The organism is Cellulomonas sp. NPDC057328 (assembly GCF_042667215.1).
Classification (GTDB): domain Bacteria; phylum Actinomycetota; class Actinomycetes; order Actinomycetales; family Cellulomonadaceae; genus Cellulomonas.
Map to the genome: position 1 here is coordinate 1 of NZ_JBHUZW010000040.1, position 22,629 is coordinate 22,629.

Annotated in this window: 25 protein-coding genes; 14 read left to right on the forward strand and 11 right to left on the reverse strand. The window is 76.7% G+C overall.

All coding sequences use genetic code 11. From position 1 onward, the window contains the following. Window positions 1-55: 55 nt before the first annotated feature. Window positions 56-688, reverse strand: coding sequence for a DUF6069 family protein (locus ACFUMH_RS09295; protein WP_378203780.1), 633 nt, complete (start codon window positions 686-688; stop codon window positions 56-58). A gap of 393 nt (window positions 689-1,081) precedes the next feature. Here ACFUMH_RS09295 and cimA point away from each other — a divergent pair, with 393 nt between their 5' ends. The 3 genes from cimA (at window position 1,082) to ACFUMH_RS09310 (ending at window position 4,838) form a co-directional block, all read left to right on the forward strand. Continuing rightward, entirely contained in the window at window positions 1,082-2,695 is a 1,614-nt protein-coding gene (gene cimA / locus ACFUMH_RS09300; RefSeq protein ID WP_378203782.1) for a citramalate synthase, read from the forward strand. 95 nt (window positions 2,696-2,790) lie between these two features. After that, a complete protein-coding gene (locus ACFUMH_RS09305; protein WP_378203785.1) occupies window positions 2,791-3,693 on the forward strand; it encodes a sensor domain-containing protein in 903 nt (300 codons plus the stop codon). A gap of 62 nt (window positions 3,694-3,755) precedes the next feature. After that, a complete protein-coding gene (locus ACFUMH_RS09310; RefSeq protein WP_378203788.1) occupies window positions 3,756-4,838 on the forward strand; it encodes a lipoate--protein ligase family protein in 1,083 nt (360 codons plus the stop codon). A 70-nt stretch (window positions 4,839-4,908) separates the two neighbouring features. On the opposite strand, the gene ACFUMH_RS09315 is transcribed toward ACFUMH_RS09310, so the two are convergent. From ACFUMH_RS09315 to ACFUMH_RS09325, 3 genes are all read right to left on the reverse strand, one after another. After that, window positions 4,909-5,238, reverse strand: coding sequence for a DUF202 domain-containing protein (locus ACFUMH_RS09315; protein WP_378203791.1), 330 nt, complete (start codon window positions 5,236-5,238; stop codon window positions 4,909-4,911). After that, window positions 5,235-5,615 (reverse strand): YidH family protein, encoded by a 381-nt coding sequence (locus ACFUMH_RS09320; RefSeq protein WP_378203794.1) that lies wholly within the window; start codon window positions 5,613-5,615, stop codon window positions 5,235-5,237. Before ACFUMH_RS09320 ends, ACFUMH_RS09315 begins: the two co-directional genes overlap by 4 nt. Before the next feature lie 198 nt (window positions 5,616-5,813). Beyond that, window positions 5,814-6,605, reverse strand: coding sequence for a YggS family pyridoxal phosphate-dependent enzyme (locus ACFUMH_RS09325; RefSeq protein ID WP_378203797.1), 792 nt, complete (start codon window positions 6,603-6,605; stop codon window positions 5,814-5,816). Between the two features lie 36 nt (window positions 6,606-6,641). Between ACFUMH_RS09325 and ACFUMH_RS09330 the strand changes: the two genes are divergently transcribed. Together ACFUMH_RS09330 and ACFUMH_RS09335 are read left to right on the forward strand one after the other, a co-directional pair. Next, complete coding sequence (locus ACFUMH_RS09330; RefSeq protein WP_378203799.1) at window positions 6,642-7,196, forward strand: YqgE/AlgH family protein; 555 nt, start codon at window positions 6,642-6,644, stop codon at window positions 7,194-7,196. 86 nt (window positions 7,197-7,282) lie between these two features. Further along, complete coding sequence (locus ACFUMH_RS09335) at window positions 7,283-7,681, forward strand: YccF domain-containing protein (protein WP_378203802.1); 399 nt, start codon at window positions 7,283-7,285, stop codon at window positions 7,679-7,681. A gap of 9 nt (window positions 7,682-7,690) precedes the next feature. On the opposite strand, the gene ybaK is transcribed toward ACFUMH_RS09335, so the two are convergent. Beyond that, a complete protein-coding gene (gene ybaK / locus ACFUMH_RS09340; protein ID WP_378203804.1) occupies window positions 7,691-8,188 on the reverse strand; it encodes a Cys-tRNA(Pro) deacylase in 498 nt (165 codons plus the stop codon). 101 nt (window positions 8,189-8,289) lie between these two features. Between ybaK and ACFUMH_RS09345 the strand changes: the two genes are divergently transcribed. After that, window positions 8,290-8,772 (forward strand): hypothetical protein, encoded by a 483-nt coding sequence (locus ACFUMH_RS09345; protein ID WP_378203807.1) that lies wholly within the window; start codon window positions 8,290-8,292, stop codon window positions 8,770-8,772. On the opposite strand, the gene ACFUMH_RS09350 is transcribed toward ACFUMH_RS09345, so the two are convergent. The 3 genes from ACFUMH_RS09350 to ACFUMH_RS09360 all read right to left on the reverse strand — a co-directional run bounded on the left by ACFUMH_RS09350 (window position 8,769) and on the right by ACFUMH_RS09360 (window position 12,913). Then, a complete protein-coding gene (locus ACFUMH_RS09350; RefSeq protein ID WP_378203810.1) occupies window positions 8,769-9,371 on the reverse strand; it encodes a VIT1/CCC1 transporter family protein in 603 nt (200 codons plus the stop codon). The two genes, ACFUMH_RS09345 and ACFUMH_RS09350, sit on opposite strands and share 4 nt — an antisense overlap. Before the next feature lie 126 nt (window positions 9,372-9,497). Then, window positions 9,498-12,083, reverse strand: coding sequence for a DEAD/DEAH box helicase (locus ACFUMH_RS09355; RefSeq protein WP_378203812.1), 2,586 nt, complete (start codon window positions 12,081-12,083; stop codon window positions 9,498-9,500). Between the two features lie 23 nt (window positions 12,084-12,106). Further along, window positions 12,107-12,913 (reverse strand): phosphotransferase, encoded by an 807-nt coding sequence (locus ACFUMH_RS09360; protein ID WP_378203815.1) that lies wholly within the window; start codon window positions 12,911-12,913, stop codon window positions 12,107-12,109. Between the two features lie 89 nt (window positions 12,914-13,002). Here ACFUMH_RS09360 and ACFUMH_RS09365 point away from each other — a divergent pair, with 89 nt between their 5' ends. The 5 genes from ACFUMH_RS09365 to ACFUMH_RS09385 all read left to right on the forward strand — a co-directional run bounded on the left by ACFUMH_RS09365 (window position 13,003) and on the right by ACFUMH_RS09385 (window position 16,740). Continuing rightward, window positions 13,003-14,700 carry an AMP-binding protein gene (locus tag ACFUMH_RS09365; RefSeq protein ID WP_378203817.1) on the forward strand — a complete coding sequence of 566 codons (1,698 nt, stop codon included), beginning with the start codon at window positions 13,003-13,005 and terminating at the stop codon, window positions 14,698-14,700. 64 nt (window positions 14,701-14,764) lie between these two features. After that, window positions 14,765-14,986: a type II toxin-antitoxin system Phd/YefM family antitoxin gene (locus tag ACFUMH_RS09370; RefSeq protein ID WP_378203820.1), complete on the forward strand. Its 222-nt coding sequence runs from the start codon at window positions 14,765-14,767 to the stop codon at window positions 14,984-14,986. Beyond that, window positions 14,983-15,372, forward strand: a complete 390-nt coding sequence (locus ACFUMH_RS09375) for a type II toxin-antitoxin system VapC family toxin (RefSeq protein WP_378203823.1) — start codon at window positions 14,983-14,985, stop codon at window positions 15,370-15,372. Before ACFUMH_RS09370 ends, ACFUMH_RS09375 begins: the two co-directional genes overlap by 4 nt. Window positions 15,373-15,451: 79 nt before the next feature. Beyond that, a complete protein-coding gene (rnhA, locus tag ACFUMH_RS09380) occupies window positions 15,452-15,883 on the forward strand; it encodes a ribonuclease HI (protein WP_378203872.1) in 432 nt (143 codons plus the stop codon). A 26-nt stretch (window positions 15,884-15,909) separates the two neighbouring features. Further along, window positions 15,910-16,740: an alpha/beta hydrolase gene (locus tag ACFUMH_RS09385; protein ID WP_378203826.1), complete on the forward strand. Its 831-nt coding sequence runs from the start codon at window positions 15,910-15,912 to the stop codon at window positions 16,738-16,740. A 192-nt stretch (window positions 16,741-16,932) separates the two neighbouring features. On the opposite strand, the gene ACFUMH_RS09390 is transcribed toward ACFUMH_RS09385, so the two are convergent. After that, complete coding sequence (locus tag ACFUMH_RS09390) at window positions 16,933-17,841, reverse strand: 3-methyladenine DNA glycosylase (RefSeq protein WP_378203829.1); 909 nt, start codon at window positions 17,839-17,841, stop codon at window positions 16,933-16,935. A 77-nt stretch (window positions 17,842-17,918) separates the two neighbouring features. Here ACFUMH_RS09390 and ACFUMH_RS09395 point away from each other — a divergent pair, with 77 nt between their 5' ends. Further along, window positions 17,919-18,566: a pyridoxal 5'-phosphate synthase gene (locus ACFUMH_RS09395; RefSeq protein WP_378203832.1), complete on the forward strand. Its 648-nt coding sequence runs from the start codon at window positions 17,919-17,921 to the stop codon at window positions 18,564-18,566. On the opposite strand, the gene ACFUMH_RS09400 is transcribed toward ACFUMH_RS09395, so the two are convergent. Further along, window positions 18,515-19,657 carry a heparan-alpha-glucosaminide N-acetyltransferase domain-containing protein gene (locus tag ACFUMH_RS09400; protein ID WP_378203835.1) on the reverse strand — a complete coding sequence of 381 codons (1,143 nt, stop codon included), beginning with the start codon at window positions 19,655-19,657 and terminating at the stop codon, window positions 18,515-18,517. The genes ACFUMH_RS09395 and ACFUMH_RS09400 overlap by 52 nt on opposite strands. 141 nt (window positions 19,658-19,798) lie before the next feature. Between ACFUMH_RS09400 and ACFUMH_RS09405 the strand changes: the two genes are divergently transcribed. Beyond that, window positions 19,799-20,614, forward strand: coding sequence for a methyltransferase domain-containing protein (locus ACFUMH_RS09405; RefSeq protein ID WP_378203838.1), 816 nt, complete (start codon window positions 19,799-19,801; stop codon window positions 20,612-20,614). Between the two features lie 42 nt (window positions 20,615-20,656). Here ACFUMH_RS09405 and ACFUMH_RS09410 read toward each other — a convergent pair whose 3' ends face one another. Next, entirely contained in the window at window positions 20,657-21,721 is a 1,065-nt protein-coding gene (locus ACFUMH_RS09410; protein ID WP_378203840.1) for a GNAT family N-acetyltransferase, read from the reverse strand. A gap of 66 nt (window positions 21,722-21,787) precedes the next feature. Here ACFUMH_RS09410 and ACFUMH_RS09415 point away from each other — a divergent pair, with 66 nt between their 5' ends. After that, window positions 21,788-22,570: a fumarylacetoacetate hydrolase family protein gene (locus ACFUMH_RS09415; RefSeq protein ID WP_378203843.1), complete on the forward strand. Its 783-nt coding sequence runs from the start codon at window positions 21,788-21,790 to the stop codon at window positions 22,568-22,570. The last annotated feature ends 59 nt before the right edge of the window (window positions 22,571-22,629 follow it).

The window sequence follows — 22,629 nt, forward strand, 5'->3', positions numbered from 1 at the left end:
CCCCGGAGCGGGGGACCGCCGCCGGCCGTCGTCCGTCGGTCCCCGTGCGCCGGCGTCAGGCCGCCACGCGGCGGACCGTCCACCCGAGCACCCCGGACAGCAGCGACCACACGGAGACGCCGACGAGGAGGTTGACGACGCCGGTGGCGACGCCCGCGCCCACCCCCGCGGTCGACGTCAGCGGCAGCAGCGTCGCGACGAGCGTCACGAGCGCGAGGATCCACCCGAAGAACGCACCGGGGCGCGGCGTGGTCAGCACGAGCACGTGCAGCAGCCCCGCCGCGGCGACGGCGGCGAGCGCACCGCCGAGCACGTAGGTCGCCATCGCGGACCCCGCGCCCCCGCCGACGGCGAGGTCGATCCGCAGGATCCGCTCGAGCACGAGGACGCCCACCACGCCGACCAGCGCGGCGACGAGGGCGGTCGCCGCGGCCCCGGACCAGAACCGGCGGGTCTCCACCGTGAGTCGCGTCGCACGCGGCGCCTCGGGCCCGGCGGTGGCCGCAGGCACGGCGACGGGTGCGGGCACGGCGACGGGTGCGGGCGTGTCCGCCGCGGCGGCGGGCGCGCGGGACGCGGCGGGGGCGACCGAGGGCGGCGGCGCGGCCGTCGCGGGCGGCACGGCCGGCGGCGGCGCCCACGCGGGGGCGGGCGGCTCGGCGGGGCCGCCGGGGGAGGGGTGCGACATGGCCGGCTCCTGTCTCGTCGCCCGCGCCGGTCCGGCGGTCCGCGGGCGGAGCACACGCTAGCCCGCGGCGTCCGGTTCGGCACGGATCGCCCGGGTCGTCACCCGCACGGGTCCGCCGCGCCGGTCCGGATCGTGGACGTCGTCGCCCGCGGCCCGGACCTGTGCCACCATCGCCCCTGTGACCCGCTTCACGCTGATCATCGTGTAGCGCGTCGGCCGACCAGCCGACGCGCAGACCTCCCGTACCCCGGGGGGTCTTTTTGTTGGTCCGCACGCCCGCCCGGCACCACCCCCGCCGGGCGGCACGTCGACCGGGCACCGGCACCACCCCTCGCCGGTCGCGGCACCCGCCGCCCGCCCCCGACGCACGCCCGCACCGCCCGAGGAGTCCCCGTGACCGACCGCTCGTTCCACGTCTACGACACGACCCTGCGCGACGGCGCCCAGCAGGAGGGCATCGCGCTGTCGGTCGCCGACAAGCTGACGATCGCCGGCCTGCTGGACGAGCTCGGCGTGGGGTTCATCGAGGGCGGGTGGCCCGGGGCCGTGCCGAAGGACACCGAGTTCTTCCAGCGCGCCGCGAAGGAGCTCGACCTGCGCAACGCCGAGCTCGCGGCGTTCGGCGCGACGCGCAAGCCCGGTACGCGGGCGTCGCAGGACCCGCAGGTGCGGGCGCTGCTCGACTCGGAGGCGCCCGTGGTCACGCTCGTCGCGAAGAGCGACCTGCGCCACGCCGAGCGCGCGCTGCGCACCACCGGCGAGGAGAACCTCGCGATGATCACCGACACGGTGACGTTCCTGCGGCGCGAGGGACGGCGGGTGTTCGTCGACGCCGAGCACTTCTTCGACGGGTTCGGGTTCGACGCCGCGTACAGCCGCGCAGCGGTGCTCGCGGCGTTCGAGGCGGGCGCCGAGGTGGTCGCCCTGTGCGACACGAACGGCGGCATGCTCCCGGACCAGGTCCGCGACGTCGTGCTCGACGTGCGCGCCGCCGTCGGGCCGGCCGCGGTGCTCGGCATGCACGCGCACAACGACTCGGGGTGCGCGGTGGCCAACACCATCGCCGCCGTCGACGCGGGCTGCGCGCACGTGCAGGGCACCGTCAACGGCTACGGCGAGCGGACGGGCAACGCCGACCTCCTGTCGGTCGTCGCGAACCTCGAGCTCAAGCGGGGGCGCAGCGTGCTCGCGCGCGCGGCCGACGGCGACGGCGGCCTGCCCGAGCTCACGCGCATCGCGCACGCCATCAGCGAGATCACCAACATCTCGCCGTTCGCGCGGCAGCCGTACGTGGGCGCGAGCGCGTTCGCCCACAAGGCGGGGCTGCACGCGTCCGCCATCAAGGTCGACCCCGACCTGTACCAGCACACCGACCCGGCGTTGGTCGGCAACGACATGCGCATGCTCGTCTCCGAGATGGCGGGGCGCGCCTCGATCGAGCTCAAGGGCCGGCAGCTCGGCATCGAGCTGGCGGCGCACCCGGACGTGCTCTCGCGCGTCACCGGCCGGGTGAAGGACGCGGAGGCGAACGGCTACACGTTCGAGGCCGCCGACGCGTCGTTCGAGCTGCTGCTGGTCGAGGAGATGGACGGCGCGCGCCCGGCGTACTTCCGCGTCGAGTCGTGGCGCACGATCGTCGAGCGCAACGGCGGACGCGGCGCGCCGGCGGTGGCGGAGGCGACCGTGAAGCTGCACGCCGGCGGCGAGCGGATCGTCGCCACCGCGGAGGGCAACGGCCCGGTCAACGCCCTCGACCAGGCGCTGCGCACCGCGCTCGTGCGGGTCTACCCGGAGCTCGAGGCGTTCGAGCTCATCGACTTCAAGGTCCGCATCCTCGACCAGACGCACGGCACGGACGCGATCACGCGCGTGCTCATCGAGACGACGGACGGGCAGACGTCGTGGAGCACGGTCGGCGTGGGCCCGAACATCATCGAGGCGTCGTGGGAGGCGCTCACCGACTCGGCGATCTGGGGCCTGCGGCACGCGGGCGTCCCGACGCGCTGAGCCGCACGGCGACGCGACGCCGCGCAGAGGTCCGCGCGGCGTCCTAGCCTCGGGGGTGGCCCGACGACGGGCCCTGGCGAGCGGAAGGAGCCCGCGTGCCCGGCACGGACCCGCAGCACGGCCCGCGTGCCGACGGCGGCGCGAGCGCGCCCGCCGAGGACGGCCGGCCCGCGCCGGCCGGGACGCCGCGGTCCCGCCGCCCGTGGGGCCCCTGGGTGCTCGCCGCCGTGCTCGCGGTCGCGGTCCTCGTGCTGGTCCAGCCGTGGGGCGCGGGCGCGCCCGTCCCGACACCGATCGCGACCGGCTCCGCGTCGTCCGCGCCCGCCCCGCAGGAGCCGACCCCCACCGCGGCGCCCTCCGCCGGGCCGTCGACCGCCGACGTCGTCCTCGACGCGACGACGCTGCCCGGGCTGCTCCTCACGCGCGCGGACGTCGAGGCGGCCGTGCCCGCCGCGGAACCCGGTGTGAGCGCGGGCCCGCCGTCCGGGCAGACGCCGTGGGGACTGCCGCCCGGGGGCGCGGTCGAGCCGGCGACCTGCACGACCGCGGTGACGGTGGTGCCCGGCCCGCCCGTGGCGCACGACGCGCTGGCGTGGGCGAACGAGGAGGTCCGCGTCGAGCAGGACGTCGTGCTCCTGGCCGACCCGGCGGCGGCGCGCGAGGCGTTCCGGGCGCTCGTGACAACGGTCGACGTGTGCACGGAGTACACGGTCGCGGACGCGGCCGGCGGGCAGACCCGGTGGGTGACGCAGCCGGCGATCGAGGGGCAGGGGCTGCTGCCGGAGATCGTCCAGGAGGTCACCGTGCGCACCGGCGAGGACGAGCCCCGTGCGCGGTACGTCGGCCACGCGCTCGTCGGCAACGCGATCGTCAGCTGGACGGCGACGGCGCTCGACCCGGCCGCGCGCGAGAACGCGGCGGACGTGCTCGGCACGACCGGCGAGGTGAGCATGATGATCGAGGAGCGCGTGCTCGCGGCGGTGCGCGCGCTGCCGTGACGCGTGCCACCGGGCCGTCCGCCCGGGGCCGTCCGCCCGCGCGCCCGGCCTAGGGTGGACCCGTGCACGGTGAGTACAAGGTGCCCGACGGCAAGCTCGTGGTGGTCGACCTCGACGTCCGGGAGGGGCGCCTCGCGGACGTGCGGGTGTCCGGGGACTTCTTCCTCGAGCCCGACGACGCGCTCGAGGTCCTCGGCGAGGCGCTCGCCGGTGTGGCGCGGGACGCGCCGGTGGCCTCGCTCGTGCAGGTCCTCGACGACGCCCTGACGCTCGCGCAGGAGCAGGGCCGCGTCGCCGGGCCCGTCGCCATGGTCGGGTTCGACACGCGTGCCGTCGCCGTGGCGGTCCGGCGGGCGCTCGGGCTCTCCACCGGCTGGTCCGACCACGAGTTCACGCTGCTGGACCCGGGTGTCCTGCCGCCCGCGATGCACACCGCGCTCGACCAGGTGCTCACCGAGGAGCTCGCGGCCGGCCGGCGCGGCCCGACGCTGCGGTTCTGGGAGTGGCAGGAGCCGGCCGTGATCATCGGCTCGTTCCAGTCGCTCGCGAACGAGGTCGACGCCGAGGCCGCCGCCCGGCACGGCGTCACGGTGGTGCGCCGCGTCAGCGGCGGCGGCGCCATGTTCATGGAGGCCGGCAACTGCATCACGTTCTCGCTCGTCGTGCCGCCCTCGCTGGTCGACGGCATGTCGTTCGAGGACTCCTACACGTTCCTCAACCAGTGGGTGCTCGGCGCGCTCGCGGACGTGGGGGTGCGGGCGACGACGACCGGTCTCAACGACATCGCGTCCCCGGCGGGCAAGCTGGCGGGGTCGGCGCAGAAGCGGCTCGCGAGCGGCGGCGGCGCCGTGCTGCACCACGTGACGATGTCCTACGACATCGACGCGGACAAGATGCTCGAGGTGCTGCGGATCGGCCGCGAGAAGATGTCCGACAAGGGCACGCGGTCGGCGAACAAGCGGGTCGACCCGGTGCGGTCGCAGACGCAGCTGCCGCGCGAGCAGGTGATCGCGGCCTTCGTCGCCCACTTCCGCGCGCGGTACCGCACGGTGGACGGCGCCCTGCGGCCGGAGGAGCTCGAGCGCGCGCGCGAGCTGGTGGCGACGAAGTTCACCGACCCGGCCTGGACCGCCCGCGTGCCCTGACGGCGTCCCCCCGTCCGGCCCTGGTCGGCACCTGCTCGGCACGTCCTCGGCCCTGCTCGGTCCGGACCGGTCAGTGCGGCCAGGTGAGGACGACCGCGACGGCGGCCGCGCCGATCGCGACGAGCCCCGCGGCGCACGCCGTCACGAGCCGCCCGCCGGGCGTGCCCGTCCCCGCGGACCCGAGCCGGGCGGCGGTCCGCCGCTCGCGGGACGCCACGAGCACGAGCACCGCCAGGACCGTGCCGCCCACGGCCACGGACCAGCCCGCCGGGCCCCACGTCTCCGCGAGCAGGCGACCGGCCGCGACGGCGCCGCCGAGCAGGCCCAGCGCCGTCCGCCGCCACGCCAGCGCGGTGCGCTCCCCGGCGAGCGGGTCGACGGCCGGCGCGGCACCGCTCACGCGAGCACCAGCCCGACGAGCACGAGCACGCCCGCGGCCGCGACGCCGACGACGAGCAGGCCGAACGCCGACGGCGCCGGCAGCGGCTCCGCCCGGCGCATCGCGCGCTCGGCCCGCGCCCACCCGACCCAGGCCAGCACGGGCGCGAGCACGCCGAGCGCGACGAGCAGGACCGCCGCCGTGAGCCGCAGGCGCGGCTCGATCGGCAGGTCGAGCGCCTCGAGGGCGACGCCGCCCGCGAGGAGCGCGAGGGCGGTGCGCGCCCACGCGAGGAACGTGCGCTCGTTCGCGAGGGAGAACCGGGCGTCGGGCTCGGTGCCGGTCGCGTACACCCAGGTGGGGAAGCGGCGGCGGGGGCGGGGCGCGGGGGCGTCCATGGCGCCATCCTCGCAGCGGTGGCCTGCGGACGTATCACCGGCGGTGCGCGGCGCTCCTGCCCGTGACCACGGAGGTGACGACCGGACCGGGAGGTGGACGGTGACGCAGGACGAGCGGGAGCGGCGACGGCTGGACGTGCTGGCCCGGCGTGAGCTGCTCGCGCGCGACGCGGTGCGCCGGCGCGCGGCCGCGCGTGCCTACCGCGCCGGTGCGCTCGCGTCGGCCGGCGGCGGGGTCCGCGCGCCGAAGACGGCCGTGCCGATGCGGACGACGGTCGCGCCCTCCGCGACGGCGGCCTCCAGGTCGTCGCTCATGCCCATCGACAGCCCGCGGGCGTCGGCGGTGCCGGGCGCGCCGCTCGCGACGACGTCGTCCCGGATGCTGCGCAGGAGCGCGTAGCCGGCGCGGACCCGGTCCACGTCGGACGTGCGGGCGCCGACGGTCATGAAGCCGGCGAGGCGCAGACCGGGCAGCGCGGCGACGCGCACGGCCAGGTCGCGGGCGTCCGCGGGGCGGGCGCCGTGCTTGGTGGGCTCCGCGGACACGTTGACCTGCACCCACACGTCGAGCGGCACCGTGCGCTCGGCCACGCGCGCGCTGAGGCGTCCCGCCAGGTCGTCGTCGGCGACGGACTGCACGGCCGCGGCCCAGCGCAGCGCCGCGTTGACCTTGTTCGACTGCAGCGGCCCGATGACGTGCCACACGGGCGCGACGTCCGCCAGCACCGGCGCCTTCGCCACGAGCTCCTGCACGCGGTTCTCGCCGAGCAGCACGGGCGCCGTGCCGGACCCGGCGGCGCGGGCCGCCGCGTCGGCCGCGAGCGCGGCGCGGACCGTGCCCGCGTCCATGGTCTTGCTGGCGAGCAGCACCTGCACCGCACCGGGCGGACGACCGGCGGCGGAGGTGGCGGCCGCGACCCGGGCGCGCAGGGCGGCGAGGCGCTCGGCGACGTGCCGGGCGCGGTCGTGCGGGTCGTCGGGCGGCTCCACGGGTCCTGACCGTACCGCCGGGCCATGATGGGCCGCATGGACGGCACGACGGGACGACTGCTGGTGGCGACGCCGGGGCTGCGTGACCCGAGCTTCCGGCGCACGGTCGTGCTCGTGCTCGAGCACACCGACGGTGGGGCGCTCGGCGTCGTGCTCGACCGGCCGCTCGACGTGGACGTGGCCGCGGTGCTGCCCGACTGGCACCCGCACGTGAGCGCGCCGGGCGTCCTGTTCGGCGGGGGACCGGTCGGCCGCGACGCGGCGCTCGGGCTCGCGGGCGTGCCGGTGGCCGCGACGGCCCCGCCCGGGGTGCGTCCGCTGACGCCGGGGCTGGGTCTCGTCGACCTCGACGCGCCGCCGGAGGTGGTGGCGCAGGGCGTGCGGGGGCTGCGCGTGTTCGTCGGGTACGCCGGCTGGTCGGCGGGCCAGCTCGACCAGGAGATCGCCGCCAAGGGGTGGATCGTCGTCGACGCGCTGCCGGACGACCCGTTCGCGCACGACCCCGGCAACCTGTGGCGCCGGGTGCTGCGCCGCCAGCCGGACGAGGTGGCGCTGCTGTGGACGGCACCCGACGACCCGGCGCTCAACTGACCCGGCGCTGGGCCGACCCGCGGACCGGGGTCGCGTCAGGGACGTCCCGGATCCCGCAGCGCGGCGAGGTGTGCGACGGTGGTCCGGTGACCACCCTGCTCAACGTCATCTGGCTCGTGTTCGCCGGCGCGTGGCTCGCGCTCGGGTACGTCGTCGCCGGCGTGCTGTGCTGCCTGCTGGTCGTCACGATCCCGTTCGGCGTCGCGTCGTTCCGCATCGCCAGCTACGTGCTGTGGCCGTTCGGGCGGACGGTCGTCGAGAAGCCCACCGCCGGTGCCCTGTCGGCCGTCGGCAACGTGATCTGGGTGCTCGTGGCGGGCATCTGGCTCGCCGTGGGGCACGTCGCGACGGCGATCCCGCTGTTCGTGTCGATCATCGGCATCCCGATGGGCATCGCGAACCTCAAGCTCATCCCGGTCTCCCTCGTGCCGCTCGGCAAGGAGATCGTGCCGACGGACCGGGCGTTCGCGGCGTACGGCCGCTGAGCGCGGGCGTCAGCCCGCCGCGACCGCCGCGACCACGGCGTCGGTGAGCCGCACCAGGTCGTCGGGCGCGAGCTCGACGTCCAGCCCGCGGCGCCCGCCCGAGACGAGCACGGTGTCGAACAGCCACACCGTCTCGTCGACGACCGTGCGCAGCCGCGTGCGCTGGCCCAGCGGAGAGATGCCCCCGACGACGTAGCCGGTCGCGCGCTCGGCGGCGTGCGGGTCCGCCATGGCGGCGCGCTTGGCGCCGACCGCGTGCGCGAGCGCCTTGAGGTCGAGCCGCCCGGTGACCGGCACGACGGCGACGGTCAGCGCACCCTCGACGTCGGCGACCAGCGTCTTGAACACCTGCGCGGGGTCGACGCCCAGCGCCTGCGCGGCCTCGAGCCCGTAGCCGAGGTCGGACGCGGCGTCGTGCGCGTAGGCGCGCGGGGTGTGCGGGACGCCGGCCGCGGCGAGCGCGACGAGCGCCGGTGTGCCCGCCGCGCGGGCGTCCTTGCGTGCCACGGCGCCAGGGTAGGGGGCGGTGCGGCCGTCGGTCGTTGACGTCCGGCGCCGGGCGCTGCCAGGGTCACGGTCCGGGTGGCGACCGCGGAGCAGGGGGTGCGATGCGCGAGGGGGAGCGGCTGGGCGTGCCCGGCGTGCTGGTGCTCGTCCTGTACGTGCTCGGCGTCGTCTGGCTCGCGGCCCTGCCGCTGCTCGTCGGTCTGGTCCTCGCCGGCCTGGTGCCGGAGGTCGGCCGGCTGCGGACCGGGGGCGGGGGGTGGCGGCTCCTGCACCTCCTGTGGATCTACCCGGTCTTCTTCGTCGTCGTCGGCATGCTCGAGCCGCGCGCGGGACGGGTGCGGAGCCGGGGGCGGCGCGTCCTGGCGCTGGCCGTGGAGCTCCTGCTGGCGTGGCTCGTCCTGACCCTCCTGCTCGGCCTGTTCTTCGTGCACCCCGGCGGCGCCGCGATCGCGTCGGCCGTGGCCGTCGTGTCGCTGGCACCGTTCGCGCGCCTGCTCGAGCGGACCCTGCCGCGCGGCGAGCGTGAGGGGCCCGACGAGCCCGGCGGCGTCGGCCCGCCCGACGGATCCGACCGGACGCGCTAGAGCGCCACGCCGACGAGCGAGCCGATGCCGTAGGTCACGGCCATCGCGACGGACCCGCCGACCACGTTGCGCAGCACCGACCGGCCGGTCGCCGCACCCGTGAACCGCGCCGACGCCCAGCCGAGCGCGACGAGCGCGGCGACGACGGCGACGGCGGTGACGGGGACGCGCGCCGCGACGGGCCACGGCGCGAGCACGACGAGCAGCGGGGCGAGCCCGCCGACCGTGAAGGCCACGAACGAGGCGAGCGCGGCGTGCCACGGGTTCGTGAAGGCGTCCTCGTCGTCGGCACCGCCGATGGGCCGGCCCGCGTCGGCGGCCACGCGCTCGGCGTCGCGCTGGCTGCTCACGGACACGTACTCCCCGGCGGCCATCGACAGGGCGCCCGCCACGAGGGCCGCGCCGCCGGCGAGGCCGATGGTCCGGGCGGACGTCGCGGCGCCCGCGACACCGACGACCGTGGCGGCGATCGAGACGATCCCGTCGTTCGCACCGAGGACGCCGGCGCGGAGCCAGTTCAGGCCCCGCGCCGAGTGCGCGGGGCGTGCGTCGCCGGTCGCGTGCAGGAGGCCCGTGAGGTGCCCGCCGATCGTGGTCATGCGTCCACGCTAGGCCGGTGCCCGTCGCCTGTCATCGCAGCGAAGCCTGTCCTGACCTGCACATACGCAGGCCTGCCTCACCTCGCCGGGACCGGGCCGGGCACCGTGCCGCGGGCCGCGGGGACGTCAGAGCGGCCCGACCTCCAGCACCCGCAGGCGCACCTCGCCGGCCTCGTCCGACGCCGCGAGGTCGACGAGCGCGTCGATCCGCCAGTCGTGGTCGCCCGCCGGGTCGTCGAGCAGCTGGCGGACGTGCCAGGTGCGCGCCGCCGGTCCGTGCCCCTCCGTCGGCGTGACGAGGAACAGCCCCGGGCCGCGGGCCGCGGGGCCGGAGAGCACCTCGTCGTGCACGTCCCAGTAGGGGTCGAGGGCGTCGGCCCACCGGGCGGCGTCCCACGGCCGGTCGTCGCCGTCGACGTCGCCGAGCGCGGCGAGCGCACCCCACCGCTCGCGCGCGAGCAGCTCGACGCGGCGGAACAGGGCGCCGCGCACGAGCGCGCGGAACACGCGTGCGTCGGCGGTGACGGGCGGCGGCGTGTCGTCGTCGACGGCGGTCCCGGCGGCCGGGTCGTCCGTGGGGTTCGCCAGGCGCTCCCACTCGTCGAGGAGGCTCGAGTCGGTGCGGCGCACGAGGTCGCCGAGCCACGCGACGAGCTCCTCGAGCTCCTCGGTGCGCCGGTCCTCCGGGACGGTGCGGCGCAGCGCGCGGTACGCGTCGGCGAGGTAGCGCAGCAGCACGCCCTCGGTGCGGTCGAGCGTGTAGAGGCTGACGTACTCGGCGAACGTCGCGGCGCGCTCGTGCATGTCGCGGACCACGGACTTCGGGGACAGCGCGAGGTCCGCGACCCACGGGTTGGTCCGGCGGTACGTGGCGAACGCGGCCTCGAGCAGCTCCGCGAGCGGACGTGGGTAGGTGACGTCCTCGAGCAGGGCCATGCGCTCGTCGTAGTCGAGGCCCTCCGCCTTCATGGCCGCGACCGCCTCGCCGCGCGCACGGTTCTCCTGCGCCGCGAGCACCTGGCGCGGGTCGTCGAGCGTCGCCTCGATGACGGAGACGACGTCGTGCGCGAACCCGGGGTCCTCGGGGTCGAGCAGGTCGAGCGCGGCGTACGCGAACGGCGACAGGGCCTGGTCGAGCGCGAACGTGGCGGGCAGGTCGTCGACGAGCCGGACGGTGCGCCGCCGGCCCCGCGTGGCCGCGGGGTCGTCGACCCACGGCCGCTCGACGACGCCACCGGCCCGCAGCGAGCGGTACACGTCGACCGCGCGCCGCACGTGCCGGGCGCGGGCGCCCTCGGGCTCGTGGTTGTCGGTGAGCAGGTGCGTCATGACGGCGATCGGGTCGCCGCGCCCGTCCCGGCCGCGCTGCAGCACGTGCAGCACCATCGCGTGCGAGACGTGGAAGCTGGAGGTCAGCGGCTCGGGGGCGGCGTCGCGCAGGCGCTCGTACGTCTTGTCCGTCCAGTTCACGTGCCCCGCGGGGGCCTGCTTGCGGACGATCTTCTTCTGCTTCTTCGGGTCGTCGCCGGCCCGCAGCAGCGCCTTGCGGTTCTCGATGACGTGCTCGGGCGCCATGACGACGACCTCGCCCACCGTGTCGAATCCCGCGCGGCCGGCCCGCCCCGCGATCTGGTGGAACTCGCGCGCCGTCAGGTGCCGCATGCGCTGGCCGTCGTACTTCACGAGCGAGGTGAGCACGACGGTCCGGATGGGCACGTTGATGCCGACCCCGAGCGTGTCGGTGCCGCACACCACCGGCAGCAGGCCCTTCTGCGTGAGGCGCTCCACGACCCGCCGGTACTTCGGCAGCATCCCCGCGTGGTGCACGCCGACGCCGTGCCGCAGCAGCCGCGACAGCGTCCTGCCGAACCCGGGGCCGAACCGGAACCCGCCGAGCTCGTCGGCGATCGCGTCACGCTGGGCGCGGCTCGCGAGCGTCGACGACAGCAGCGCCTGCGCGCGCTCGACGGCCTCCTTCTGCGTGAAGTGCACGACGTACACGGGCGCGCGCTGCGTCTGCACCAGCTCGTCGAGCAGCTCGTGCAGCGGCTCGACGACGTAGGAGAACGTCAGCGGGACGGGTCGCTCGGCGTTCGCGACGACCGCCACGTCGCGGCCCGTGCGGCGGCGCAGGTCGTCCTCGAAGAACGTGACGTCGCCGAGGGTGGCCGACATGAGCAGGAACTGGGTCCGCGTCAGCTCGAGCAGCGGCACCTGCCACGCCCAGCCGCGCTGCGGGTCGGCGTAGTAGTGGAACTCGTCCATGACGACGAGGCCGACGTCGGCGTCGGTGCCGTCGCGCAGCGCGAGGTTGGCGAGGATCTCGGCCGTGCAGCACACGATCGGCGCCTGCGCGTTGACGGCCGTGTCGCCCGTCATCATCCCGACGTTCTCCGAGCCGAAGACCTCGACGAGCGCGAAGAACTTCTCGCTCACCAGCGCCTTGATGGGCGCGGTGTAGAACGACCGGCGGCCCTGCGCGAGCGCGACGGCGTGCGCGGCGACCCCCGCGAGCGACTTCCCCGAGCCCGTCGGCGTCGACAGGATCACGTGCGCGTCGGAGACGAGCTCGAGCAGCGCCTCCTCCTGGTGCGGGTACAGGCGCAGCCCCTGGTCGGTGGCCCACGCCGTGAACGCCTCGTAGAGGGCGTCGGGGTCGTGCGCCTGGTCGCCGCGGGGCAGACGGGCGGTCAGGGTCACGGCGTCGGGCACCGGGCGATCCTCGCACGGACGCGTCAGGAGGCGTCCCACAGCAGGCGGTAGTACGCGATCCGCACGGGGTCGGGCTCCACGCCGTAGCCGGCGTAGACGTGGTGGTCGTACCCCGGGCCGTGGTTCCAGTCGATGCTCCACGCCGCGACGGCGAGGTCCGCCCAACGGTCCGCGACGCCCAGCCGGCCCAGGTCGACGTGGCCCGCGACCGTGCCGTCGTCGTGCAGCAGCGTGTTGGGCGCGCACGCGTCCGCGTGGCACACGACGAGCACGTCGGGGTCGGGCGGCTCGGTGAGGCGGTACCGCGCCTCGGCGACGCCCATGGTGCGGTGCTCGGGCGCCCACGACGCGGGCGTGTCGCCGGCGTCGAGGTTCTCCAGCGCGCGGTCGAGGCGGTCGCGCGCCGACCACGCGAACGGGCAGTCGCCGACGGGCAGGGCGTCGTGGAACGCCCGCAGCCCGCGGCCGATCGCGGTGGCGGCCTCGACCGGCCGGGCGAGCCAGTACGGGTCCACGGCGCTGCGGCCGTCGATCGCCTCCGTGACGAGCCACGTGCCGGCGTCGTCGGCGCCGCGGTCGAGCACGCGGGGGACGGCCGTGAACGGCGCCGCCCACGCGAGGCGGTCCGCCTCGGCGGCGAGGTCGAGCCCCGGCGTCCCGGCGGCGACCCACTTGACGTACCGGTCGGCGCCGAGCCGGAAGGTCAGCCCTCCGAGCTCGTTGCGCCACACGGGGACGACCGGTGCGGTCCCGGCGAGGTGCGCGACCGCCACGGGGACGTCGACGGGGCCGGTGGGGACCTCGGCGGCGGGGACGTACTGCTCGGGCACGTCGCGATCGTGCCACGGGCACGTCCCGGCGGCCGCCGCGCGGGACCTACGGGTGGGTAACCTACGGGGCCGTAAGTTACGGTGGCGACGTGACGAGCCCGACCCCGGACGCAGCCCTCCCCGCCGCCTGGCCGACCGGCGTCCCGCGGGACGTCGACGTGCCGGACGAGCCTCTCACGGCCACGCTCGAGCGCACCGCGCGCGAGCACCCGCGACGCGTGGCCGTCGACTTCCTCGGCCGCACGACGACGTGGGCGCAGGTGGCGGACCAGGTCGCCCGCGGCGCCGCCGTGCTGCGGGACCTGGGCGTCGGGCCCGGCGACCGGGTCGCGCTCGTGCTGCCCAACTGCACCACGCACCTGGTGGCGTTCTGGGCCGTGCTGCGGCTCGGCGCCGTCGTCGTCGAGCACAACCCCACCTACACCGCCGACGAGCTCGCCCACCAGCTCGCCGACAGCGGCGCCACCGTCGCGGTCGTGTGGGAGCAGGCCGTGCCGCGCGTGCTCGCCGCGCGCGGGCGCACGGACCTGCGCCACGTCGTGGCCGTGGACCTCAGCGCGGACCTGCCGGCGGCGTCCCGGCTGGCGCTGCGCCTGCCCGTCCCGTCGGCGCGCCGCACCCGCGCGGCCATGCGCGGACCGGTGCCCGCGGACGTGCCGCACTGGCACCGGCTGCTGCGCGGCGCGCGGCCGGTCGACGCGTCCGTCCCGGGGCCGGCGGCGGGCGACGTCGCGCTGCTGCAGTACACGGGTGGCACCACGGGCACGCCCAAGGGCGCGGTCCTCACGCACCGGAACCTGCTCGCCAACGCGATCCAGGGGCAGGCGTGGACGCAGGCGCGTTCCGGCACCGAGGTCGTCTACGCGGTGCTCCCGTTCTTCCACGCCTTCGGCCTCACGCTGTGCCTCACGTACGCGACCCGCATCGCGGCGACGCTCGTCGTGCTGCCCAGCTTCGACCCCGCGCGCGTCCTCGCCGCGCAGAAGCGCCGGCCGGGCACGTTCCTGCCCGCCGTGCCGCCCATGCTCGACCGCCTGGCGGCCGCCGCCGAGGAGTCCGGCGCCGACCTCACGTCGTTCCGGTACGCGATCAGCGGCGCGATGGCCCTGCCGCGCGCGACCGCCGAGCGCTGGGAGCGCGTCACGGGCGGGCTCGTCATCGAGGGCTACGGCATGACCGAGACGTCCCCGGTGGCGCTCGGCAACCCGATGACGGCCGACCGCCGACCCGGCGCCCTCGGCCTGCCGTTCCCGTCCACGTACGTGCGCGTCGTCGACCAGGAGGACCCGACCCGCGAGGTCGCGCCGGGCGAGCGCGGCGAGCTGCTGATCTCGGGGCCGCAGGTCTTCCAGGGGTACTGGGACCGGCCCGAGGAGACGGCGCACCAGCTCCTCGCGGACGGGTGGTTGCGCACCGGCGACGTCGTGCAGGTCGAGGAGGACGGGTTCGTCGTCCTCGTCGACCGCATGAAGGAGATGATCGTGAGCGGCGGGTTCAAGGTGTACCCGTCGCAGGTCGAGGACCACCTGCGCGGCATGCCGGGCATCCGCGACGTCGCCGTCGTGGGGGAGCCCGCCGGCGACCTCGGGGAGAGCGTCGTGGCCGCGGTCGTCCTGGACGAGGGCGCGTCGGGCGTCGACCTCGCGTCCGTGCGGGCGTGGTGCGAGACCCGCCTCGCGCGGTACGCGCTGCCGCGGCGGATGGTCGTGCTGCCGGACCTGCCGCGCTCGCAGGTCGGCAAGGTGCTGCGCCGGGTGGTCCGCGAGACGGTGCTGCGCCGGTCCTGAGACCGTCGCCGAGCTGGACCAGGTGGTCTGGTCCGGCGAGACCCGGCGGCGTAGGCTTGCGGGCGTGACGACGACCATGAACGTCCAGGACGCGAAGGCGCGCCTGTCCGACCTCATCGCCCGTGCGGAGGAGGGGGAGGACGTCGTCATCGCCCGCGCCGGCCGCCCGGTCGTCCGCCTCGTCCCCGTGCAGCCCCGACGTCGTGTCTTCGGCACGCTGCGGCTCGACGTCCCGCCGACGTTCGACGAGCCGCTGGACGAGGCGGAGCTGGCGGCCTGGGAGTGAGGTACCTGCTCGACACGCACGTCCTGCTGTGGCTCCTCGGCGACCCGGGTCGCGTGCCGGACCACGTCCGCGACGAGCTCGCCGACCCGGCCGTGACGCTCCTCGTGTCGGCGGCGTCGGCGCTCGAGGTGGCGACCAAGCAGCGGCTCGGGAGGCTGGAGGTCGGCGACCTGGTCGACTTCTGGTCGCGCCGCGTCGCGGAGATCGGCGGCACCGAGCTGCCGGTCGGCGCCGACCACGCGCTCCTCGCGGGGCGGCTGCCGTGGGAGCACCGCGACCCGTTCGACCGGCTGCTCGTGGCGCAGGCGGTGACCGAGAACGCCACCCTCGTGACCGTCGACGAGCGGGTCCGCACGTCCGGCCGCGCCGCCGTCCGCACGTGGTGACCGGGACCCGCGCGCACCGCCGTACGGTGTGCGCGTGAGCGACGACGTGACGACGGGCGACGACCTGCCCCGCGTGGAGATGTGGACGGACGGCGCCTGCAAGGGCAACCCCGGCGTGGGCGGGTGGGGCGCGTGGATGCGCTCCGGCGTGCACGAGCGCGAGCTGTTCGGCGGCGAGGAGCTGACGACGAACAACCGCATGGAGCTCACCGCCGTCATCGAGGGGCTGCGCGCCCTCAAGGGCCCGTCGGTGGTGCGGCTGCACGTCGACTCCACGTACGTCATGAACGGCCTCACGCGGTGGATGGACGGCTGGAAGCGCAACGGCTGGCGCACCGGGGACAAGAAGCCGGTCAAGAACCAGGAGCTGTGGCAGGCGCTCGACGCCGAGGTCGCGCGGCACCACGTGACGTGGGTGTGGGTGAAGGGGCACGCCGGCGACCCCGGCAACGAGCGCGCCGACGCGCTCGCGAACAAGGGCGTCGACGCCGTGCGGGCGGGTGCGCTGTGAGCGGGGACGCTGTGAGCGAGGACGCTGTGAGCGAGGACGTCGTGAGCGCGGACGTGGTGGCTCCGGACGTGGTCCCTGCGGACGTGCTCGGCACCGGCGTGGTGCGGCCCGACGCGGCGGACCTGCCGGTCGCGCTCGCGGACCGGGTCACCGTCGTCGCGTCCGACGCACCGGGCCCGCGGCCCGTCGTCCTCGTGCTGCCCGGCGGCGGGTACCGGATGACGGCCGACCACGAGGCCGAGCCGGTCGCCCGGTGGCTCGCGGGCCTCGGCGTGCACGCCGTCGTCCTGCGCTACCCGGTCGCACCGGCGGGGTCGACCGCGGCGCTGCACCCGGCGCCGCTCGACGCCGCGACCGCCGCGGTGCGGTGGGTCCGCGCGGGCGGGACGGGTCTCGACGTGGACCCGGGACGCGTCGGCGTGCTCGGGTTCTCCGCGGGCGGGCACCTCGCGGCGACGCTGTCCACCGTCGACGACGCGGCGGCGCGCCCGGACGCCACCGTGCTGTGCTACCCGGTCGTCTCGTTCGGCGTCGACGCCCACGAGGGCTCGGTCGAGGCGCTGCTCGGCGTCGGGGCGTCCGCGGACGCGCGCGCCGCCCTGTCCGCCGAGCGGCGCGTCACCGCCGCCACGCCGCCCGCGTTCGTCTGGCACACGGCCGACGACGACGCCGTCCCGGTCGCGAACGCGCTGCTGTACGCGCGGGCGCTGTGGGCCGCCGGGGTCCCGGCCGAGCTGCACGTGTACCCGTCCGGCCGTCACGGCCTCGGCCTCGCGGCGGAGGACCCGCACGTCGCCCGCTGGACGGACGCGTGCGCGGCGTGGCTCGGCCGGCTGGGCTGGCTGCCGACCGCCTGACGGGCCGGCGCCCCGCCCGACGGGCCGGGCCCGCCCGACGGGCCGGTGCCCGCCGAGCCGGGCGGTGCCCCGCCGAGCCGGCCACGTCCCGGCGAACCGGCCGCCATGCAGCACCACCCGGCCACGGCGCTGCGCGACGGCCGGTTCGGCGACCGGTGGCGGGCCTGACGTCGGGTCGACGGCGTGGCGACGTCAGGGGAGGAGCGTCGTGCAGACCGCCAGCAGCCGCGTCCGCAGGGCGTTCGCGCGCGCCGCGAAGCCGCGCTGGCGGCGCACGTAGTCGGCCTTGCCCTCCGGCGTCTCGACGGCGATCGGGTCGAGGCCGTACGGCCGCACGTCGTACGGCGAGGCGCACATGTCGACCACCCGGATGTCGCGGGCGAGGTCGAACGCGTCGAGCAGCAGGTCGCCCGGCACGGCGGGGCCGAGCTTGAGGCACCACTTGTAGACGTCCATGTTGGCGTGCAGGCACCCGGGCTGCTCCAGCGCGACCTGCGTCGCCCGGGTCGGCTGCAGCGTGTTGCGCGGCGCCGCCGCCGGCGTGAAGAAGCGGAACGCGTCGACGTGCGTGCAGCGGATGCGGTGCGCCTCGACGACGGCGTCCGTGCCGTCGCGGCCGAGGCGCAGCGGCAGCGGGTGGCGGTGCTCGTCGTCCGCCTCGCGGTACACCATCGCCCACTCGTGCAGGCCGAAGCAGCCGGTGGCGGCGGGCCGGGACGCGGTCGCGCCGACCAGCCCGGCGACGAACCGCACGGCCTCCCCGCGGTCGGCGAGGAACGCCGGCACGTCGAGGGTCACCGTGCCGTCGGCGTCGGTGCGGTACCAGCGCCACGCGCCCTGCGCCGCCGGCCCGTCGGCGTCCGGCGCCAGGGCGGTGCCCGCACCGGGGTGCCAGCGGCGCAGCTGCGCTGGGCGGGTCGGGTAGTACTCGTAGAGGAAGTCCTCGATCGCGTGCCGCTCGTGCCGGGACCGGCGCTCGCGGTGCCCGGCGGTCAGCGCGTCGGCCCGGGCCGCGTGCGCGTCGGCGCGGGGCCGCCACACGGCCGCGGGCAGCACGACGACGTCCGCCGGGGCGGTCGCCGGGGTGGTCGTCGTGCGCACGGCACCAGGGTAGGTCGCCGCCGGGGAGGCCCCGGCGCGCCTGGCGGTCCGGCCCCGCGGACGGCATCGTGGCGCACGTGCGCGAGCTGCTGCGGTCCCTGCCGGCCCTGTCGGGCGACGTCCTGCCGTTCGACCCCGACGCGGCGCCGGACCACCCGCTCGCGCTGTTCGGCGACTGGTTCGCCGCCGCCGTCGACGCGGGCGTCCCCGAGCCGCACGCCGTGACCCTCGCGACGGCCGACGCGGACGGGCGGCCCTCGGCGCGCGTGCTCGTGCTCAAGGACGTCGGCCCGGACGGGTTCGCGTTCGCGACCGACGCGCGCAGCGGCAAGGCCCGCGACCTCGCCGGGAACCCGCGCGCGGCGCTGACGTTCTGGTGGCAGCGCGTCGTGCGGCAGGTCCGGGTCACGGGCACCGCGCGGCACCTGGGCCCGCAGGCGTCGGCGGACGACTACCTCGCCCGCTCGCCCGCGTCCCGGGCCGCCGCGCTGGCGGTGCGGCCCGGCGAGCCGCTCGGCTCCGTCGCGGGGCTGCGGGCGGCGATGGCCGCCGCGCGCGAGCGGGTGGACGCCGAGCCGGGCCTCGTGCTGCCGGAGTGGCAGGCGTGGGTGGTCGTGCCGGACGCCGTCGAGTTCTGGCAGGGCAGCCCGGACCGGGCGCACGTGCGGCTGGTCTACCGCCGCTCCGCCGACGGGTCCTGGGCGCGCTCGCTCGTCTGGCCCTGAGCGGTCGTCGCGCCGGCGACCTCGCCCTCGCCGGCGGCGGGGGACGCCGGCCCGGCCGGGTCCGTGCGCGGCGGGAGCGCGTCGGGCGCGACGTCGGCGGCGCGCGTCGAGACGACGTGCAGCACCCACTCGAGCGGGCCGCGGCCGACCCACGTCCGCCACGCCCAGCACGCCACGACGATCACGCCCGTGAACCACAGCCAGCCCGCCGTCGTCGGCGACCAGACGACCCCGGTGCCCAGTGCCGCGATGACGAGCAGGTGGCCGACGTACGCGGTGAGCGCGAGCGCACCCGTCGCGGACACCGGCGCGAGCGCGCGCGGCCACCGCACGCCGACGGCCAGGCACACCGCCAGCACGAGCAGCGCCGTGCCGGTGTTGCCCGCGACCTCGAACGGGGACGCCGAGTGCGGCTCCGCGGTGGTCAGGTCGGTGCGGCGCCCGAGCGCCGCGGTGAGCGCCGCCGCGCCGCCGTGGCCCAGCAGGACGAGGCCCGCGCCGAGCCCGGCGAGCCAGGCGTGCACCCGCGGGGACCGTAGGTCGCTGCGGCCGACGGCGAGGCCGGTCAGTACGTACGACATCCACACGATCGCGGGGTAGTAGTGCCCCACGAGCACCGTCAGCGGGTCGAGGGGGCGCTCCGCGACCACCGGGAACGCGTCGAACCAGGGCCGCACCACGGGCCCGAGCAACGCGACGGCGACGGCGGCGGTGACGACGACGGGCCGCGGCCAGCGCAGCGCGAGCGTGCCGGCGGCGAACATGCCGCCGTAGACGACCAGGATGACGACCACCGGCGTGCCGAGCTCCACGAGGGCGGCCCCGAGCACCACGAGCAGCGCGGCCCGCACGAGGACGCGCAGCCGCGCCTGGACGAGCCGCGTGCCGACCACCGGCCGGTCCCCGCCGGACAGCAGCGCGAGCCCGACCCCGGCGAGCACGACGAACAGCGCGGACGGACGGCCGTCGGCGAGCTGGGCGAACCCGCCGGGCGGAACCGTCCGCCAGGTGTCGTCGGGCCCGACGTGCGCGGCGACCATGCCGAGCACGGCCAGGCCGCGGGCGGTGTCGAGCCCCACGATGCGTCGCACCCGCGCATGCTAGGCGGCGCACCTGGGCGACCGCCGTCCGGCCGCCCCTCCCGGCGTGCTGCGACCGACGTCACCGACCAGCATCCGGACGATCTCGTACCGGGTGATGAACTGGACGCTTGTGCGGCTCTACAGTGCCCTGTGACCTCGCGATCCGACGTCTACACCCACGGCCACCACGAGAGCGTCCTGCGCTCGCACCGCTGGCGCACCGCGGAGAACTCCGCGGGGTACCTGCTGCCGCACCTGCGTGCCGGCCAGTCCCTGCTCGACGTGGGCTGCGGCCCGGGCACGGTGACGATCGACCTCGCGGGCCGCGTCGCCCCGGGGGAGGTCGTCGGCGTCGACACGTCGTCCGCCGTCATCGAGGCCGCGGCGAAGGCGGCCGCCGACGCGGGGACGCCGAACGTGCGGTTCGAGGTCGGTGACGCCTACGCGCTCGAGTTCCCGGACGACACGTTCGACGTCGTGCACGCCCACCAGGTGCTCCAGCACCTGTCCGACCCCGTCGCCGCGCTGCGCGAGATGCGCCGGGTGGCCAAGCCGGGCGGCGTCGTCGCCGTGCGCGACGCCGACTACGACGGCATGGCGTGGTACCCGCAGTCCGACGGCCTCGACGACTGGCTGACGCTCTACCAGGAGGTCACCGAGGCGAACCGGGCGGACGCCGACGCCGGCCGCAAGCTGCTGTCGTGGGTCCGCGCCGCGGGCTTCGACCCGTCCGACATCCACCCGACGGCGAGCGCGTGGTGCTACGCCACCCCCACCGACCGCGTCTGGTGGGCCGACCTGTGGGCCGACCGCTGCGTCCGCTCGCACTTCGCGGCGCAGGCCATCGAGCACGGCCTCGCCGACGAGGTCGGCCTGGAGCAGCTCGCGGACGCGTGGCACGCGTGGGGCGCCCAGGAGGACGGCTGGTTCTCGATCCTGCACGGCGAGGTCGTCGCGCGCGCCTGACGCCGCGCCGCCCCGGGACCGGCCGCCGGCCCGGCGCCGACGCTACGACCCGTCGTCGACCCGCACGTCCCGGTGCCACGACTGCGTCACGGCGGCCGTGCGGAACCCGAGCGACTCGTAGAGCCGGTCCGCGCCCGTCGGCGAGTCCGCGTCGACCTCGAGCGCGACGTGCCCGCGACCGCGCCGCGCCGCGTCGGCCACCGCGGCGGCCAGCAGCGCGCGGGCGGCGCCGCGGCCACGGGCGCTGCGCAGCACCCCGAGGTAGGCGACGTACGTGCCGTCGGGTCCGCCGTCGCGCCCGGGGGACACGGCGGCGACGAGGGCACCGACCGGGCGGGACGGCTGGCCGGGGTCGACCGACTCGGCGAGCCACCAGTGGTCCCACCGGTGGCCGGGGTCGGCCCGCAGGCGCGCGACGAGCTCCTCGAACCGCTCCGGGTGGTAGTTGAAGTGGTCGGTGAAGGACTCCTCGAGCACGACGTGCACGGCCATGAGGTCCGCGCCGTCGGGCATGCCGTCCTCGGCCCGACGGACGCGCCGCACGCGCACCCGCGCGGGCGGCGGCGAGTCGGCGTCGACGTCCTCGGGGCGCGTCGGCCGCGTCATCTGCAGCCAGGACCGGGTGTGCCGGTAGCCGGCCGCGGCGAGCCACCGCTGCCGCTGCTCGTCGGCCGGGAGGGCGCCGGTGTCGGCCTGCGTCGCGGCCAGGCCGCGCTCCGCCGCGATCGCGCGCGCGGCGTCGTCCACCCACGTGAACGCGGTGGCGGCGACGGCGTCGGCCGTGTCCGCGTCGAGCGCGGGGTCGACGACGACCTGCGCGAGGACGCGGCCGGCGGCGCGGTCCTGCGCCGACGCCCACGCGCGGACCCGGCCGTGCTCGTCGAGGGCGAGGACGTGGCGCTGCGCGGGCGCCGCCGCGGGGGACAGCGCCGCCTCCACGGCCGACCGGTGGCTCGACGGCGTGCCGGTGACGGCCTCCTCGTGCGCGGTCAGCAGCGCGTGCAGCGCCGGCGCGTCGGCGGGGCCGGCCGCGCGGGCGGTCCAGCCGGGCGGCAGGGGCGGGGGCGTCGCGCGGTCGTGCGGGGCGGGGCGGGTGGCGTCGGTCATCGCCCTCCATCGTGGTGCCGGGCGGCGCGCACGGCTCGTCGAGCGCAGCCCGCCTAGGCTGGGCCCGTGCGCATCGCGAGGTTCACCACCGGCTCCGACCCCCGCTACGCCCTGGTCGAGGGCGACCCCGGCCAGGAGGAGCTCGTCGTCATCACCGGCGACCCCATCTACACCCCCGTGCAGCCGACGGGGGAGCGGGTCCGCCTGGACCAGGACGGCGTGCGCCTGCTGGCGCCCGTCATCCCGCGGTCGAAGATCGTCGGCGTCGGCCGCAACTACGCCGCGCACGCCGCCGAGCTGGGCAACGAGGTCCCGACGGCGCCGCTGCTGTTCCTCAAGCCCAACACGTCGGTCGTCGGCCCCGACGACCCGATCGTCCTGCCGGACTGGACGGAGCACGTCGAGCACGAGGCCGAGCTCGCCGTCGTCATCGGCAAGGTGACCAAGGACGTCACGCCCGAGCGCGCGCTCGACCACGTCTTCGGCTTCACGGTCGCGAACGACGTGACCGCACGCGACGTGCAGCGCTCGGACGCGCAGTGGACGCGCGGCAAGGGCTTCGACACGTCGTGCCCGCTGGGCCCGTGGGTCGTCCCGGGCCTCGACGTCGACGACCTGCGGGTGTCCGCGCGGGTCAACGGCGAGACGCGGCAGGACGGCAGCACGTCCCAGATGATCTTCGACACCGCGTACCTCGTGTCCTACGTGTCCGAGGTGTTCACGCTGCTGCCCGGCGACGTCATCCTCACCGGCACGCCGGCGGGCGTCGGCCGCATCGACCACCGCGACGTCGTCGAGGTCGAGGTCGAGGACATCGGCGTGCTGCGCAACCCCGTCGTGCGCCGCTGACGGCTCCCCGTCGCGCGCGGGGCTCCGCGCGCTCCTACGCTCGCCGGATCGGCTGCGGA